Raw genomic sequence first — 14,187 nt, forward strand, 5'->3', positions numbered from 1 at the left:
ATTATTTTGTTCCTACAACTAAAACTTTTTTTGTATTATCGTTCATAAAAATTTTAGTATCTTTCGTTTTAATATTCATTTCAACCCTATCAGCAAATAATTTTGTGTCATCAGCAATATAAATAACATCTGTCGAGATTGTTCCAAGATTACTTAAAAAAGAAAAATCAAAATACTCTCCTGTGATTTTATGACCTGGATAAACAATTATTACATTTTTTGAAAAAATAGTATCATAATTTTCTGAGTTATATTTTCCAAAATCAGAAGTAATTTTAATTGTATCTGAGTCTTTTATAAAAATGTAAGCAATAATATTTTCTAAGAACATTACATTTGGGTTATCCATATCTATTTCAGCTTGTGTAGCAGTTATTTGATATTCGTTACCTTTCGCATCTAGAGAAGTATAGCTAATATTATCAATATAGTTAGACGAAGTATTTTTGCTAGTACCTAGTTTTTCTATTATTAGGCTTTGTTGATTTTTGTTAAAATATTTCAAATAAAATAATAAAGAAATAATGGCAATTAAAATGACCATTAAAACCTGTGTTATTGTTTTTTTGCTCATTTAATGAATATTAGACTGCAATAAACTGTGTATATGTAAAATCCCGATGGTTTTTCTCTTATTTTTTTTATTGTGAACACACAAAGAGGTAATTTTTTTAGTATTCATTATAGATAAAGCTTTTTCTGCCAATGTATCTTGATCAATACTGATAGGGTTTGAGGTCATAACTTTTTTAACCATTAAATCTTGTAGATTGCTATTTACCTCATTAAGCCTTCTTATTTGACCGTCTGTAATAATGCCGGTTGTTAATTTTTTGTTATTTTGAACAATTAAAGTTCCAAGCTTTTTATTAGTAATGACACGTAGAGCATTCTTCATTTTTAAATTTTCATTTACAAAGGGAATTTTATTTCCTGTTATCATTATATCTTCAACAGTCTTTAGTTTAGCACCAAGGTTACCTGAGGGGTGAAATTTTTTAAAATCTTTTTTGCTTATATTTTTCTTGTTTATTGTGGCCACAGCTAATGCATCTCCAATACTTAACTGATTAATAGTACTGGAAGTTGGTACAATTCCTAGGCCAGCCTCTGTCACTTCAGGAATTAGTAATTTGATATCAGATGCTTTATATAAAATCGAATTTTTTTTGGACATAATTCCAATAAGAGTAATTTTATTTCGATTTGCATATTTAATAATATTTTTTAATTCTTCAGTAGAGCCAGAATAGCTTATTAAAATTAAAATATCTTTTTTTGAAATACTGCCCAGATCTCCATGAGAACAATCATTTGCAGATAGAGAAAATGAAGGAGTTCCAACTGAAGATAGAGTTGCTGAAATTTTAGCTGCTATTAGTCCACTTTTTCCAACACCACATAGAATAACTTTAGATTGGCATTTTGTAATAGCTTCAACCGCATCATCAAAAGAGTTATTAATTGAATCTCTTAATTTTTTTAGGGCTTTTATTTCAAGGTTAATTACATTTTTTGCAATTTTTCTATAATCTTTTTTTTTCATTTAGTGAGACCATATATCGTCTTTAAATAAAGCTAAATCAAGATCAACTCTAGTTTTTAAAAATTTTAAACAATCATTGTATAAATCAATACGTTTTTCTCTTATAAGAATTTTATTTAATTCTTCATGAATTTTATGCAAGTAGACAACATCATTTGCGCAATATTTGAGCTGCGCTGGTGATAATTCACCCCCAAAATCTGAGCTTTGAAATTGTTTGCTTACATCAATATTGATGAATTCTTTAATTAAAGTTTTAAGAGAATGACTATCTGAATAAGACCTAGCTAGCTTTGAGGCAATCTTAGTGTCTAGAATATTCTTAGTTTCTGTCTTTAGGTAATATTTGATGTGAGCCATATCAGCTCTACCGTAATGAAATATTTTTATAATTGATTCATCTGACAGAATTTTATTCAAGTTTGGAGCATTATAATTTGATCTATCTAGTTGAATAATATGAGCATCTGAATTTCCGCTAGATATTTGGATGAGACATAAAGGATCACGCTTAACATTGAGTCCCATAAATTCTCCATCAACTGCTATAATATTGCCTAAATCTAAATCTTCTGGTAGATCATCTTTGTGAAGTTTAATATCAATATTCATTTTTAGTTATATATATATGAAAGCAAAAAATTGTCTAATTTTTGGCGGTAGTGGTCAAATAGGTCGTCATTTAATAAGAAAGCTTACTAAGAATAATTATAAGGTTACTGTAGTTACTAGAAACCTTCATCAAAAGGGGTACGCAATAAAAACCCAAGCTAATGCAGGATATATAGATATAGTTGAAGCTAATATTTTCGATGAAAAAAAGATTAGAAAACTTTTTGATCAAAATGATGTTTGTATAAATTTAATAGGCATTTTATATGAAAGTGGCAAAGGAAATACTTTTAAAAATATTCACTCTATTTTCCCATCTATTCTAGCTAAACTTTGCAAGGAATATAAAGTTAAACAGTTTATTCATTTATCAGCATTAGGTATTAATAGTGCAATAGATTCAGAGTATGCAAAAAGCAAGTTAGAGGGTGAGGTTAGTATTCAAAAAAATTTTCCATTAGCCACCATATTGAGACCGTCAGTAGTTTATTCTGTAGATGATAATTTTACTACAAATTTCATGACACTACTAAATAGGCTTCCGTTTTTTCCACTTTATTATAATGGAGATACTAAATTTACTCCAATTCATTGTTCTGATTTAACAGATACCATCTATCATGTTATTTCTAAAAACATACATTCTAAAATAGTTGAGTGTGTGGGTCCCGAAGTTATTTCTTTAAAAGAAATATTAAAAAGATTATTAAAACTAATTAATAAGAATAGATTATTAATTCCCCTTCCATTTTTTGCTGCAAAAATGTCAGCAAAATTATTTCAATTATTTCCAAAACCATTATTGACAGTAGATCAGCTTATTCTTTTAAAGTATGACAATATTCTTTCAAATAAATATCAAACTAATTCTGATGTGGGGGTTCCAAGCATAAAGATATTTGATCAAGAAGTTGAAAAATATTGCTATATGTGGAGAGAGGGTGGTCAATTTTCTACTAAAAAATACAACTCCACTAATTCTTAATAGAATTTTAAAACTAAAATTGTATAATATATTAAATAATGATTAATATTATTTATATTTTAATATTTTTAATATTTTTAATATTTTCATTTCTATCATATTTAATTATTAAGTCTGTTGTGAGAGGTATTGATGGAAAAAATAAATATAAAAATAAAAAATAGTAGTTTTGGAAGAAGCTATTATTAAGCAGTATTAATTTTTTTCACAATATACTGTGGCGCTTCTTCTTCTTTATCAGTAGTGGGTTCTTCTCTTCTTCCTTTTGGCTGATAAGCATATAGCAAATGAAGCTTGCAATATGAAAAATCCTTCAAAGAAGATCTTCCACAGAAATGAAATGATTTTTCCTCAGGATGTCCAACAGGCCACTTACATGAGCTTTCATCTAGCTCCTCTAATTTTTTAGGATTTTCTGGCTCAAAATCTTTTTCAATAAGCAGAGACTTAAACTTACTGTTTCTTCCTTGTCTTTGTTTAGAATTATTTTCTTCTGAGCTATTATCAAAATTTTGACTTGATGAAGCATTTCTAGCTTTAATTTTTGATGACAGGTTTAATCTATGAGCCTTACCAATAACTGCATTTCTGCTAATGCCTCCAATTATTTCAGCAATTTGACTTGCAGTGTTTCCTTTGCCCCAGAGTTCTTTTAATTTACAAACTTTTTCTTCGTTCCAGCTCATAATCTATATTTAGTATGTTAATTAATTTTAATAACTATATACAGATCACATAAGATTAAAAAAAAAACAATAGGTATTTTTGTTTTGTACACAAATTTTTCAAAATTTATATATGATTACTTATGGTTGAATTGAATAAGAAATATCAAATAAGTGTAAAAAGATTTGGTTTTATAAACTGGATTGGTTTTAAAAGTTTATGGCTTAAGGAATGCAATAGGTTTATGGCAGTTTGGCAACAAACATTACTATCTCCACTTGTGTCAAGTTTGTTATTTTTGTCAGTTTTATCTTTGGCCTTAGGGAATAATAGAGGAGATGTTCTTGGTTATTCTTTTATAAGTTTTTTAGCACCAGGCTTAATTGCAATGAGTATTTTGACTCAATCATTTAGTCATTCAGTATCTTCATTAATGATTGGAAAAATTCAGGGAAATATTGTTGATATGCTTTATGCGCCTTTATCGGCACTAGAGGTTTCAATGGCAATAATATTAGCAGCTCTTACAAGAAGTTTTTTAATTGCTATAATTTCAATAGGTGTCTTCTCTTTAATTGTTGAGATGCCAATAAATAACAGTTTATTTATTTTTATTTTTGGTTTTTTAAGTGCTTTTATATTGGGAAGCTTAGGTTTTATTACTGGTCTTTGGGCTGAAAAATTTGATCATACTGCAACTGTTACTAATTTTGTTATTACTCCATTAAGTTTTTTATCTGGTGTATTTTATTCCATAGACAAGCTTCCTGAATTTTTTCAAACTATTAGTCATATTAATCCATTTTTCTATATGATTGATGGATTTAGATATGGTTTTTTAGGAAAGTCAGATGGGTCAATAAGCGTAGGATTAATTTATTTAACAATTTTAAGTATTGTAATGTGGTATGTGGCTTTTTTTCTTTACAAAAAAGGTTATAAAATTAAATCTTAAAATATGAGTGCTTTAGCAAAAAATTATAATAGAAGAAAAATTTCGTTTAGCCATGGAAAGGGAAGTTTCCTTTACTCAACTAATGGAAAAAAATATTTAGATTTTGTCCAAGGGATCGCGGTTAACTCTTTAGGACACGCTAACCCATACTTAATAAAAGCAATTAATAAACAAACAAAAAAACTTTGGCATGTGTCTAATGCATTTATAATTCCAGAAGGTGAAAGGTTAGCTACAAGATTAGTTAAAAAGACTTTTGCTGATTTTATTATCTTTCAAAATAGTGGAGCAGAAGCAACAGAGGCGGCAATTAAAGTTGCAAGAAGATATTTTTATTCAATAGGGCAACCAAAAAAAAATAGAATTCTTTGTGTTAAAAACTCATTTCATGGAAGAACATTGGCCACGATTTATGCCAGTGGATCAAAAAAAATGACCGAAGGTTTTGGTCCAAAAGTTGATGGATTTGATCACTTTGAATTTGGAGATCATAAATCATTAAAAAGGTCTATAACAAGTAGAACAGCTGCAATTATGGTTGAAACTATTATGGGAGAAGGTGGAATTAAAGTTATTCCAGATTGGTGTTTGAAGGGATTAAGAAAAATCTGCAATGAGAAGAAAATTTTATTAATTTTGGATGAAGTTCAATGCGGAATAGGCAGATCTGGAAATTTTTTTGCCTTTGAGAGCTCAAAAATTAAACCTGATATTGTGCCAATAGCGAAAGGTATTGGAGGTGGTTTTCCACTTGGAGCAGTTTTAATGAACAAAAGAGCGTCATCTGGCATGACAGCAGGAACTCACGGTTCAACATTTGGCGGAAATCCATTGGCAATGTCTGTTGGAAACGCAGTTTTAGATCAAATATTTAAAAAAGGATTTCTTGCTAATGTCAAAAAGATATCGAAATATTTTCACTCTGAGTTGAATAAATTAAAAAAGGATTTTCCAAAAATAATTAAAGAAGTGAGAGGCATTGGTTTACTGATTGGATTACAGTTGTACAACGATCAAACAAAATTTATTCAAAAATTAATGGATAATAAATTACTAACAATTAGAGCCGCAGAAAATGTCATAAGAATACTACCTCCGCTTAATGTTAAAAAACAAGAAATAGATATGGCTATAAAAATTATCAAAAAAGTTTGCTTAACTCAAAAATAAAAATGAACCATTTTATTACTCTTAAAAATATACCTGCGACAGACCTTAGAAAAATTATAACTGATGCAAAAAAAAGAAAAAATAAAAGAAAGAAATTCAGTACACTTGATGTTGATAAAGATAATCCTTTAAAAGGAAAGCTGCTTATTCAAATGTTTGAAAAATCAAGTCTCAGAACGAGATTAAGTTTTTACCTTGCAATAAAACAATTAGGAGGTGGAACCATAACACTTAGAGCAAATGAGCTGCATCTTGGAAAAGAAGGGGAGAGCTTAGCTGATACTGCAAGAATTTTATCAACTTATGGTGATGGTTTTATGTTGAGAACTGATAGTGATAAAAAAATAGAGGAATTTAGTAAATATTTAACAATACCAGTTATTAATGGGTTGAGCCCATCATCACACCCAACACAAGTTTTATCTGATATTTTTACAGTTGAAGAAATTAAAAAAAAGCCTATTTCAAAATTAAATATCTGTTGGATTGGAGATTCAAACAATGTTCTTAATAGTTTAATTGCTGCATCAGTTAAGTTTTCTTTTAAATTAAGTATTGGCTGTCCTAAAAATTATGAACCCAAAAAATTTGTACTTGATTGGGTAAAAAAAAATAAAAGAAAAATTGATATTTATAATAATGCTAAAAAAGCTGCTAAGAATGCAGATGTTATTTTTTCAGATAAAGTTATTTCCTTAAATGATAAAGTTAATAAAACCAAAAAAATTAAAGATTTTAAGAATTTTCAAATTAATTCGAAATTAATGAGCCTTGCTAAAAGGGATGCAACTTTTTTACATTGTTTACCAAGAGGCACAGAGGTATCGAGTGAAGTTTTTCTAGGGAAAAAATCAAAAGTATGGCTACAGGCACTTAATAGGGTGCATGTTCAAAAAAGTATTTTGTTATATTGTTTTGGTAAATTAAGGTAGCAACTTAGGATTATCACTTTTTTGATTTAAGTATTTAATTACAGAAGCTCTGTCTTTTTCTTTTCTTAAGCCAGCATAAGACATTTTAGTTCCCTTCAAGTAAGAGGCAGGTTTTTGTAAGAATCCGTTTAACTCTTCAAATGACCACTCTTTACCATAAGAAGCTAAAGTTTTAGAATATTTATAATCATCCACGCCACCAACTGCTCTCCCAACAACATTGTATAACGCGGGGCCAATTTTATTTTTCCCACCTTTATTTATTGAGTGGCATGCAGCACATTTTTTAAAAATTTTTTTTCCACTTGCAATATCACCCAATGCCATAACTGCAACAATATCAATTTTTTCAGCTACCTCAGCGGCTTGAGAAGTTCCCAAGGTTAATTGGCTTTCCACTTCAACTTGATACCCGGGCTTTTTTAGCTTCTTCACATGAAAAACACCATCAGCAATCTTTCCTAAACCGATTACAAGCAGTGCAACCATTAAAACTGCAGCAATAATTTTATTTAGTTCGAACGAATCCATTTAATTATAATTATTTTCACATATAACATGATAATTAAAAAAATACTTAATTTTTAATTTTATAATTTTGCGTCTGTTAGACGCATAAAATTGGTAATTTTATAATGACAAAAACACTAATATTAATCCCATCAAGAATGGCAGCAACTAGGTTGCCAGGCAAACCACTTTTAAAAATTAATAATTTATCGATTATTTCTCATGTTTTTAAAAGAGCAGAAGAAGCTAATATTGGTGAAGTAGTGGTTGCAACTGACAATCAAGAGATACTCAATGATGTTTTAAGAAATGGAGGTAGGGTAATTTTAACAAGTAAAAATCACAAAACGGGCACAGATAGAATTTTTGAAGCTTATGAAAAGCTGAATATAAAAAATATTGACTATATATTAAATTTACAAGGAGACGAACCCGATATTAATAAAGAGGATATCATTAATTTAAACAATTTCATGATTAATCACGATGTTGAAATAGGTACATTGGCAGCAAAAATTCAAGATGATAAAATGTTAAATAATAAAAATCTAGTTAAAGTTATCACGGATAAAAAATTGGTAGAAAATAATTTTCCAAAAGCATTAAATTTTACTAGAGATAATTTATCAACAATTAGTCAAAATATTTATCATCATATTGGAATTTATTCTTATAAAGTAAGTGTATTAAAAAAGTTTGTTAGTCTGGATCAAACAAACAATGAGAAAGAAAATAAATTAGAACAGTTGAGAGCTTTAGATAATAAAATAAAAATAAATGTAGCTTTGGCAAAATCCTCTCCTATAGGAGTAGATACTGAAGAAGATTATCTGGCTATAAAAAAAATTATGGAATATAAAATATAAAATGAGTAAAATTTATATTCAAGGAACCTTTGGAGCCTATTCACATTTGGCAGCACTTGAAATTGAGCCCAATGCAGAAGTTGTACCATGTAAGACGTTTGATGAGTGTTTCTTAAAAGTATCCTCAGAAAGTGGTTCACGAATGGTTATACCTGAATCAAATCGTATTACAGGAAATATTGGAATAGAATATTTAATCTTTAAATACAGATTAAATATTTACGCAGAACATTTTCAAAAAATTGAACATAATTTATTAGGACAACCAGGAACCAGCTTAAATGATATAAAAGATGTTTTTTCTCATACACAGGGTTTATCTCAATGTTCAAATTTTATTAAAAAAAACAATTTCACTGAACATGTTCGTGCTGATACAGCTGGTTCTGCTGAAGCAATTTCAAAAAAAAAAATTAAAAGTGAGGCAGCAATAGCATCTGCATTAAGTGCAAAAATTTATAAACTTAAAATACTTGTACCAAACATTGAAAATCAAAAAAGCAATGCGACTCGATTTTTAGTTATGGGTAAAGAAGTTTATCAACCAGATTTTGGAGATAAAAGATATATAACATCCTTTTTATTTAAATTGAAAAGCAAACCTGCTGCGCTTTACCAGTCGCTAGGAGGTTTTGCAATTAATGGTGTAAACCTAACAAAGCTTCAGAGCTACCCAGAACAAAACTCATTTGAATCATATTTTTTCTTATGTGATCTAGATGGGCACATAGAAGATCCTAAAGTTCAAAAATCTTTAGAAGAATTAGGACTTCATTGCCAAGATTTTCACGTGCTAGGTGTTTTTGAAGCCGATAAATTTAGAGAAAAATAATCTAGAAACTTTTCTTGTAGATTAGAAAACATTACTGCTATAATAGTTTTGGAGGCTAGAGGTGAATACTGCTTGAACCCGACCAGATCTTAACGGAAGCAGTCGTAGAGACAGTTTTTCAGGTTCTAGTCTCCTTATAAAAATGAATAAAAATACAAAAGTTTTAGCTTTAAAATATAGACCTCAAACATTTGATGATCTTATAGGTCAAGATGTTGTTGCTGAAACAATTTCTAATTCAATTAAAGCTAATAAAGTCCCTAATGCCTATCTTTTTACTGGGATTAGAGGCATTGGAAAAACTACCACGGCAAGAATAGTTGCAAAGTCTTTAAATTGTTTAAATGGTATTGATGAACTTTGTAAAGATGATCTTTGTGAAAATTGTACAGCCATTTCAAATTCAAATCATATTGATGTATTGGAAATGGATGCAGCAAGCAAAACTGGTGTTGACGATGTAAGAGATCTTATTGAATTTTCTAGATATGGCCCAACCACAGCTAAATATAAAATATTTATTATTGATGAAGTGCATATGCTTAGCAAACAAGCATTTAATGCATTGCTAAAAACTTTAGAGGAGCCACCCGAATATTTAAAATTTATTTTTGCAACTACAGAAATAAAAAAAATTCCAATCACTGTAGTTTCTCGTTGTCAAAGGTTTGATTTATCTAGAATTAAATCTTTAGAATTATTTGATTTTATCAAAAAAATTAAAGATAAAGAGAAAGGTAATGCGTCTGATGACGCACTTAAATTAATTGTAAAGATTTCTGAGGGATCTGTTAGAGATGCCCTATCATTACTTGATAGAGCATTACTTACACTAAACAAAAATAAGGAGTTAGATTTAACTTCTGCGCAAAAAATATTTGGTTATTTTGACAAATCTCAATTAATTAGTTTATTTCAACTTATATTTGCAGGTAAAGAGACAGAAGTTTTAAATACTTATAGAGAAATTTATAATCAAGGTGTTGAACCTAAAATTTTTATAAATGATTTTTTAGAGCTTTTATATTACTTTAAGAATATTGAATCATTAGACATTGATGGTACAAATTTTTCATTAAATGATGAGGAGTTTAATAGAATTAAAGAAATTTCTGAAAAAATTAATAATGAAACTTTAATATTATTTTGGCAGTTTACTATTAAAGTATTAGAAGAGCTTGATATTGTTTCCAATCAACATTTATCAATGGAAATGTTTTTAATTAGATTAATTCATTTAAAAAATATTAAGAACACACCCGATAGTAGCTATGAAGACTCACATCGGATAAATGAAAATATTAGCAAAACATCTCTATCACAAAAAAAAGAAGGAGAAGATTTTTTTGGAATAAAAGATAAGGCCAAAACAATTGGTCAAATGAAAAATACTGTTCAGGAGAAAGATATAAAATTAAAAGATAATAAAAAAGTTGAAATGCAGACCAATCTTATAAATTCTTTTGATAGCCTATTAGAAATATGTTCTTCTAAAAAGGAGATTAAATTAAAATATGAATTAGAAAAAAATGTTAATCTTGTTAGTTTTGAAGATCAAAGAATCGAAATTTCATTTAATGAAGATTTAGACAAAGATTTTATTAAAGATTTATCTTTAAAACTTTATGAATGGACTAACAATAGATGGATAATAACGCTTAGTAAAACTAAAGGCCAGCCATCTAAAAAAGAGACAGAACTTAATTTAAAAAAAGAACTAATAGAAAGTGTAAAAAATTCTTCAATTTATAAAAATATTTTAGAAAAATTTCCAGACGCTGAGCTGGTTGATGTTAATCCTGATGAGAAAGAAGGTAAGAATGACTGATTTCACTAAGATTTTAGATAAGGCTAAAGAATTAGAATCTAAAATGAAAGAGAGCCAAGAAAAAATTAAAAATATTCAGGTTGAGGGATCATCAGGCTCTAATTCTATCAAAGTTACATTAAATGGTGAAAACGAAATGATTAAAATAAATTTATCAGACGAAGTGATGAGGGAAGATAAAGTTATAATAGAAGACCTAATAGTGGCTGCCCATAATAATGCAAAATCTGAATTAAAATCAAAAACATCTGAGGAAATTTCAAAGTCTACAAGTGGGTTTGGTATTCCTGGTTTTAAATGGCCACTTTAATTAGATGCAAAATATTAATGAAATAGAAGAGTTAATAAAATTAATTGCTAAACTTCCAGGTTTAGGCCCAAAATCTGCCAAAAGAATTGTATTAAAACTTATAAATAATAGGGATGAATTAGTTAAGCCAATGGCTAATACTCTAGCTCAAGTTTATAAAAATGTTATCAGATGTCAATCTTGCGGCACTTTAAAATCCAATTCTTTAGGATGCAATAACTGTGAAAACACAAAAGAAAAATATAATAAAATATGTGTTGTAGAGGATATTGCAGATCAGTGGTCTATCGAAAATTCAAATATTTATAAAGGATACTTCCATATATTAGGTGGAACAATTTCATCTGCTGGTCAAAGAAAAGAAGATCTCTTAATTAATTCATTAGTTGAAAGAGTTATTAGAGAAAATATTGAAGAGGTCATTTTAGCAACAAGTGCAACTGTTGAAGGCCAAACTACAGCCTATTATATTCAGGACAGTCTTAAAAAAACGAGTGCAAAAATTACAAAACTTGCACAAGGTTTACCTGTGGGTGGTGAAATAGAAAACCTAGATGATGGAACTTTATATTCAGCTTTTAAAAATAGAACTGGAATTAAAACTAATTCTGAGTAGATTTTTTTAGTAATCGATTTTGATGTAATAATGGTTCCGTGTAACCAGAAGGTTGTTCTTTACCCTTAAAGATCAAATCACAAGCTGTTTTAAAAGCAATTGATTTTTCAAAATTTTCAGACATCATCTCGTAACTTCCTCTTCCAGAACGAGTATAAGCAGCATCATTTTTATTTTGATCATCAACAATTTTTGCCATTTTTTTCATTACTTCCATAACTTGTGATTTTGTGCAAATATCGTGATGTATCCAATTAGCAATATGTTGAGATGAAATTCTTAAAGTGGCTCTATCTTCCATTAAACCAACATTGTTAATATCAGGCACTTTTGAACAGCCAACCCCATGATCTATCCATCTTACAACATAGCCTAAAAGAGTTTGTGCAGAATTGGAAATTTCAGAATTAATTTCTTCCATCGACCAGTTTGGTCTATCTGCAACTGGAACTGTTAACAAATCATCAAGCTTTGCTGACTTTCTTTTTTGAATTTCTATTTGCTTCTCAAAAATATTTATTTCATGATAATGAAGAGCATGAAGAGCTGCCGCAGTAGGTGAGGGAACCCAAGCACAATTTGCTCCAGCTATCAAATGACCAGTTTTTTGCTCCATCATATCTTTCATCTTGTCAGGCATAGCCCACATCCCTTTACCAATTTGTGCTTTACCTGAAAGGCCACACTGCAGACCAATATCAACATTATTATTTTCATATGCGCCAATCCATTTAGAAGATTTCATATCTCCTTTTTTAATCATAGGACCAGCTTCCATTGAAGTATGCATTTCATCACCAGTTCTGTCTAGGAATCCTGTGTTAATAAAAAATACTCTATTTTCAAGTGTTCTAATGCACTCTTTTAAGTTTGAAGAAGTTCTTCTTTCTTCATCCATAATACCAATTTTACAAGTATTTTTTTCTAACTCCAAAATTTCTTCAACTTTAGTAAAAATTAAATCTGTAAATGCTGTTTCATCAGGACCATGCATTTTTGGTTTAACAATATAAATAGATCCATTTCTTGAGTTGCCTTTTCTGTTTAGATCATGAAGGCACGCAGCTGAAGTTATAAAAGCATCCATAATTCCTTCTGGTATTTCAGAACCATCTTTTAAAAGAATTGCAGAATTAGTCATAAGGTGTCCAACGTTTCTTACTAATAATAAACTTCTTCCATGCAATTTTAATCCTTTTCCATCTTTAGAAATATAACTTCTGTCAGGATTTAATTTACGTTCATAGGTTTTTCCATTTTTTTTAAATGTTGATTTTAAATCACCTTTCATCAGACCTAGCCAATTACGGTAACAAATAATTTTGTCATCAGCATCAACCGCAGTAACACTATCCTCATTATCACAAATAGTTGAAATTGCCGCTTCAACAATAATATCACTAATTTTAGCAGAATCTTGTTGAGCACTAAAAGCATTTGAATCTATAATTATTTCTATATGAAGATTGTTATTTTTTAGAATTATTGCAGAGGGGTCATTAGCCTCTCCTCTATGACCGATAAATTTATTTTTATTTTTTAGAGATGTCTCAACGTCATCTTTTAATACAATTAAAGAACCGTCATTAATTTTAAATCCTGTAATATTGTGCCATTCTAAATTTTCTAAAGGAAAATGTTTTTTTAAAAAGTCTCTTCCATATTTTATGACCATTTCACCTCTTAAAGGATCATATCTCTGAGAAGTGCTATCTTCAGACTGTTCGATTATATCTGTACCATATAAACTATCATATAAACTCATCCATCTTGCGTTAGCAGCATTCAGTGCATACCTTTCATTCATGATTGGAACTACTAATTGCGGTCCAGCAATACTAGTTATTTCCTCATCAACATTACTTGTTTTAATTTTAAAATCGGGACCTACTTCTTTTAAATAGTTAATCTCTTTTAAAAATTTTTTATATTCTTCTAAATTGATTTCATTTCCTTTATTTGCAATGTGCCAAGAATCTATTTTTTTTTGCAAATCTTCTCTTATTGTTAATAGGTCTCTATTTTTTGGAGCCAATTCATGAACTACTCTGTCAAAACCTTCCCAAAATTTTTCTGAAGAGATATTCGCATCTTTAAGTAGCTCTTCGTTAACGAAGTTAATTAATTTATTAGAAACTGATAGATTATGTATTTTTGTGTATTGTTCTTTCATAGCACCCATTTTACCCCATCTGTATGTTTGCCTGAGAGTTTTGCTCCATCGGCGAGATTAAATCTCTTTCCAGAGTGTTATGCTTGTTATCGGTCCTTTTGCCTGAGAGTTTCCGGGGTGGTTGCTCCTTCGGCGCTAATATACTTAGTCTCTCCCGATATAAAACAAGACTACTTGTTAATATAA

Annotated in this window: 15 protein-coding genes and 1 riboswitch; of the genes, 9 read left to right on the plus strand and 6 right to left on the minus strand. The window is 29.1% G+C overall.

Annotated features, from left to right (window positions below; genetic code table 11):
- Position 1 precedes the first annotated feature (1 nt).
- The 3 genes from lptC to AC5YF9_RS00510 are packed head-to-tail and all read right to left on the minus strand — an operon-like array spanning position 2 to position 2,158.
- Positions 2-574 (minus strand): LPS export ABC transporter periplasmic protein LptC, encoded by a 573-nt coding sequence (gene lptC / locus AC5YF9_RS00500; protein ID WP_415304124.1) that lies wholly within the window; start codon positions 572-574, stop codon positions 2-4.
- Positions 575-1,546 (minus strand): KpsF/GutQ family sugar-phosphate isomerase, encoded by a 972-nt coding sequence (locus AC5YF9_RS00505; RefSeq protein ID WP_415304125.1) that lies wholly within the window; start codon positions 1,544-1,546, stop codon positions 575-577.
- A complete protein-coding gene (locus AC5YF9_RS00510; RefSeq protein ID WP_415304126.1) occupies positions 1,547-2,158 on the minus strand; it encodes a ribonuclease D in 612 nt (203 codons plus the stop codon).
- A gap of 16 nt (positions 2,159-2,174) precedes the next feature.
- On the opposite strand from AC5YF9_RS00510, the gene AC5YF9_RS00515 reads away from it, so the two are divergent.
- Positions 2,175-3,143 (plus strand): complex I NDUFA9 subunit family protein, encoded by a 969-nt coding sequence (locus AC5YF9_RS00515; protein WP_415304127.1) that lies wholly within the window; start codon positions 2,175-2,177, stop codon positions 3,141-3,143.
- Between the two features lie 185 nt (positions 3,144-3,328).
- Here AC5YF9_RS00515 and AC5YF9_RS00520 read toward each other — a convergent pair whose 3' ends face one another.
- On the minus strand, positions 3,329-3,829 hold the full coding sequence (locus tag AC5YF9_RS00520) for a GcrA family cell cycle regulator (RefSeq protein WP_415304128.1): 501 nt from the start codon (positions 3,827-3,829) through the stop codon (positions 3,329-3,331).
- 122 nt (positions 3,830-3,951) lie between these two features.
- Here AC5YF9_RS00520 and AC5YF9_RS00525 point away from each other — a divergent pair, with 122 nt between their 5' ends.
- The 3 genes from AC5YF9_RS00525 to argF are packed head-to-tail and all read left to right on the plus strand — an operon-like array spanning position 3,952 to position 6,866.
- The gene (locus AC5YF9_RS00525) at positions 3,952-4,764 is read left to right on the plus strand and encodes an ABC transporter permease (protein ID WP_415304129.1); all 813 of its coding nucleotides are present in this window, start codon (positions 3,952-3,954) and stop codon (positions 4,762-4,764) included.
- Between the two features lie 3 nt (positions 4,765-4,767).
- Positions 4,768-5,934 carry an aspartate aminotransferase family protein gene (locus AC5YF9_RS00530; RefSeq protein WP_415304130.1) on the plus strand — a complete coding sequence of 389 codons (1,167 nt, stop codon included), beginning with the start codon at positions 4,768-4,770 and terminating at the stop codon, positions 5,932-5,934.
- A gap of 2 nt (positions 5,935-5,936) precedes the next feature.
- On the plus strand, positions 5,937-6,866 hold the full coding sequence (gene argF / locus AC5YF9_RS00535) for an ornithine carbamoyltransferase (protein WP_496169902.1): 930 nt from the start codon (positions 5,937-5,939) through the stop codon (positions 6,864-6,866).
- Here argF and AC5YF9_RS00540 read toward each other — a convergent pair.
- Positions 6,858-7,397 carry a c-type cytochrome gene (locus tag AC5YF9_RS00540; RefSeq protein ID WP_415304132.1) on the minus strand — a complete coding sequence of 180 codons (540 nt, stop codon included), beginning with the start codon at positions 7,395-7,397 and terminating at the stop codon, positions 6,858-6,860. The genes argF and AC5YF9_RS00540 overlap by 9 nt on opposite strands.
- Before the next feature lie 104 nt (positions 7,398-7,501).
- Between AC5YF9_RS00540 and kdsB the strand changes: the two genes are divergently transcribed.
- The 5 genes from kdsB to recR all read left to right on the plus strand — a co-directional run bounded on the left by kdsB (position 7,502) and on the right by recR (position 11,828).
- Positions 7,502-8,242 (plus strand): 3-deoxy-manno-octulosonate cytidylyltransferase, encoded by a 741-nt coding sequence (kdsB, locus tag AC5YF9_RS00545; protein ID WP_415304133.1) that lies wholly within the window; start codon positions 7,502-7,504, stop codon positions 8,240-8,242.
- A 1-nt stretch (position 8,243) separates the two neighbouring features.
- Entirely contained in the window at positions 8,244-9,074 is an 831-nt protein-coding gene (locus AC5YF9_RS00550; RefSeq protein ID WP_415304134.1) for a prephenate dehydratase domain-containing protein, read from the plus strand.
- A 142-nt stretch (positions 9,075-9,216) separates the two neighbouring features.
- Positions 9,217-10,902 carry a DNA polymerase III subunit gamma/tau gene (gene dnaX, locus AC5YF9_RS00555; protein WP_415304135.1) on the plus strand — a complete coding sequence of 562 codons (1,686 nt, stop codon included), beginning with the start codon at positions 9,217-9,219 and terminating at the stop codon, positions 10,900-10,902.
- Positions 10,895-11,212, plus strand: a complete 318-nt coding sequence (locus tag AC5YF9_RS00560; protein WP_415304136.1) for a YbaB/EbfC family nucleoid-associated protein — start codon at positions 10,895-10,897, stop codon at positions 11,210-11,212. The genes dnaX and AC5YF9_RS00560 overlap by 8 nt, the downstream gene beginning before the upstream one ends.
- A 4-nt stretch (positions 11,213-11,216) precedes the next feature.
- On the plus strand, positions 11,217-11,828 hold the full coding sequence (recR, locus tag AC5YF9_RS00565) for a recombination mediator RecR (RefSeq protein ID WP_415304137.1): 612 nt from the start codon (positions 11,217-11,219) through the stop codon (positions 11,826-11,828).
- Here the strand turns inward: recR and AC5YF9_RS00570 are convergent.
- Positions 11,815-14,010: a malate synthase G gene (locus AC5YF9_RS00570; protein WP_415304138.1), complete on the minus strand. Its 2,196-nt coding sequence runs from the start codon at positions 14,008-14,010 to the stop codon at positions 11,815-11,817. The genes recR and AC5YF9_RS00570 overlap by 14 nt on opposite strands.
- Before the next feature lie 71 nt (positions 14,011-14,081).
- Positions 14,082-14,168: riboswitch (glycine riboswitch) on the minus strand.
- Positions 14,169-14,187 lie beyond the last annotated feature (19 nt).

The organism is Candidatus Pelagibacter sp. uisw_098 (assembly GCF_059512505.1).

What these genes read in the sequence shown, in the direction of transcription:
- lptC (WP_415304124.1), bottom strand. Translation starts at nt 574, where the DNA reads ATGAGCAAAAAAACAATAACACAGGTTTTAATGGTCATTTTAATTGCC.
- AC5YF9_RS00505 (WP_415304125.1), bottom strand. Translation starts at nt 1,546, where the DNA reads ATGAAAAAAAAAGATTATAGAAAAATTGCAAAAAATGTAATTAACCTT.
- AC5YF9_RS00510 (WP_415304126.1), bottom strand. Translation starts at nt 2,158, where the DNA reads ATGAATATTGATATTAAACTTCACAAAGATGATCTACCAGAAGATTTA.
- AC5YF9_RS00515 (WP_415304127.1), top strand. Translation starts at nt 2,175, where the DNA reads ATGAAAGCAAAAAATTGTCTAATTTTTGGCGGTAGTGGTCAAATAGGT.
- AC5YF9_RS00520 (WP_415304128.1), bottom strand. Translation starts at nt 3,829, where the DNA reads ATGAGCTGGAACGAAGAAAAAGTTTGTAAATTAAAAGAACTCTGGGGC.
- AC5YF9_RS00525 (WP_415304129.1), top strand. Translation starts at nt 3,952, where the DNA reads ATGGTTGAATTGAATAAGAAATATCAAATAAGTGTAAAAAGATTTGGT.
- AC5YF9_RS00530 (WP_415304130.1), top strand. Translation starts at nt 4,768, where the DNA reads ATGAGTGCTTTAGCAAAAAATTATAATAGAAGAAAAATTTCGTTTAGC.
- argF (WP_496169902.1), top strand. Translation starts at nt 5,937, where the DNA reads ATGAACCATTTTATTACTCTTAAAAATATACCTGCGACAGACCTTAGA.
- AC5YF9_RS00540 (WP_415304132.1), bottom strand. Translation starts at nt 7,397, where the DNA reads ATGGATTCGTTCGAACTAAATAAAATTATTGCTGCAGTTTTAATGGTT.
- kdsB (WP_415304133.1), top strand. Translation starts at nt 7,502, where the DNA reads ATGACAAAAACACTAATATTAATCCCATCAAGAATGGCAGCAACTAGG.
- AC5YF9_RS00550 (WP_415304134.1), top strand. Translation starts at nt 8,244, where the DNA reads ATGAGTAAAATTTATATTCAAGGAACCTTTGGAGCCTATTCACATTTG.
- dnaX (WP_415304135.1), top strand. Translation starts at nt 9,217, where the DNA reads ATGAATAAAAATACAAAAGTTTTAGCTTTAAAATATAGACCTCAAACA.
- AC5YF9_RS00560 (WP_415304136.1), top strand. Translation starts at nt 10,895, where the DNA reads ATGACTGATTTCACTAAGATTTTAGATAAGGCTAAAGAATTAGAATCT.
- recR (WP_415304137.1), top strand. Translation starts at nt 11,217, where the DNA reads ATGCAAAATATTAATGAAATAGAAGAGTTAATAAAATTAATTGCTAAA.
- AC5YF9_RS00570 (WP_415304138.1), bottom strand. Translation starts at nt 14,010, where the DNA reads ATGGGTGCTATGAAAGAACAATACACAAAAATACATAATCTATCAGTT.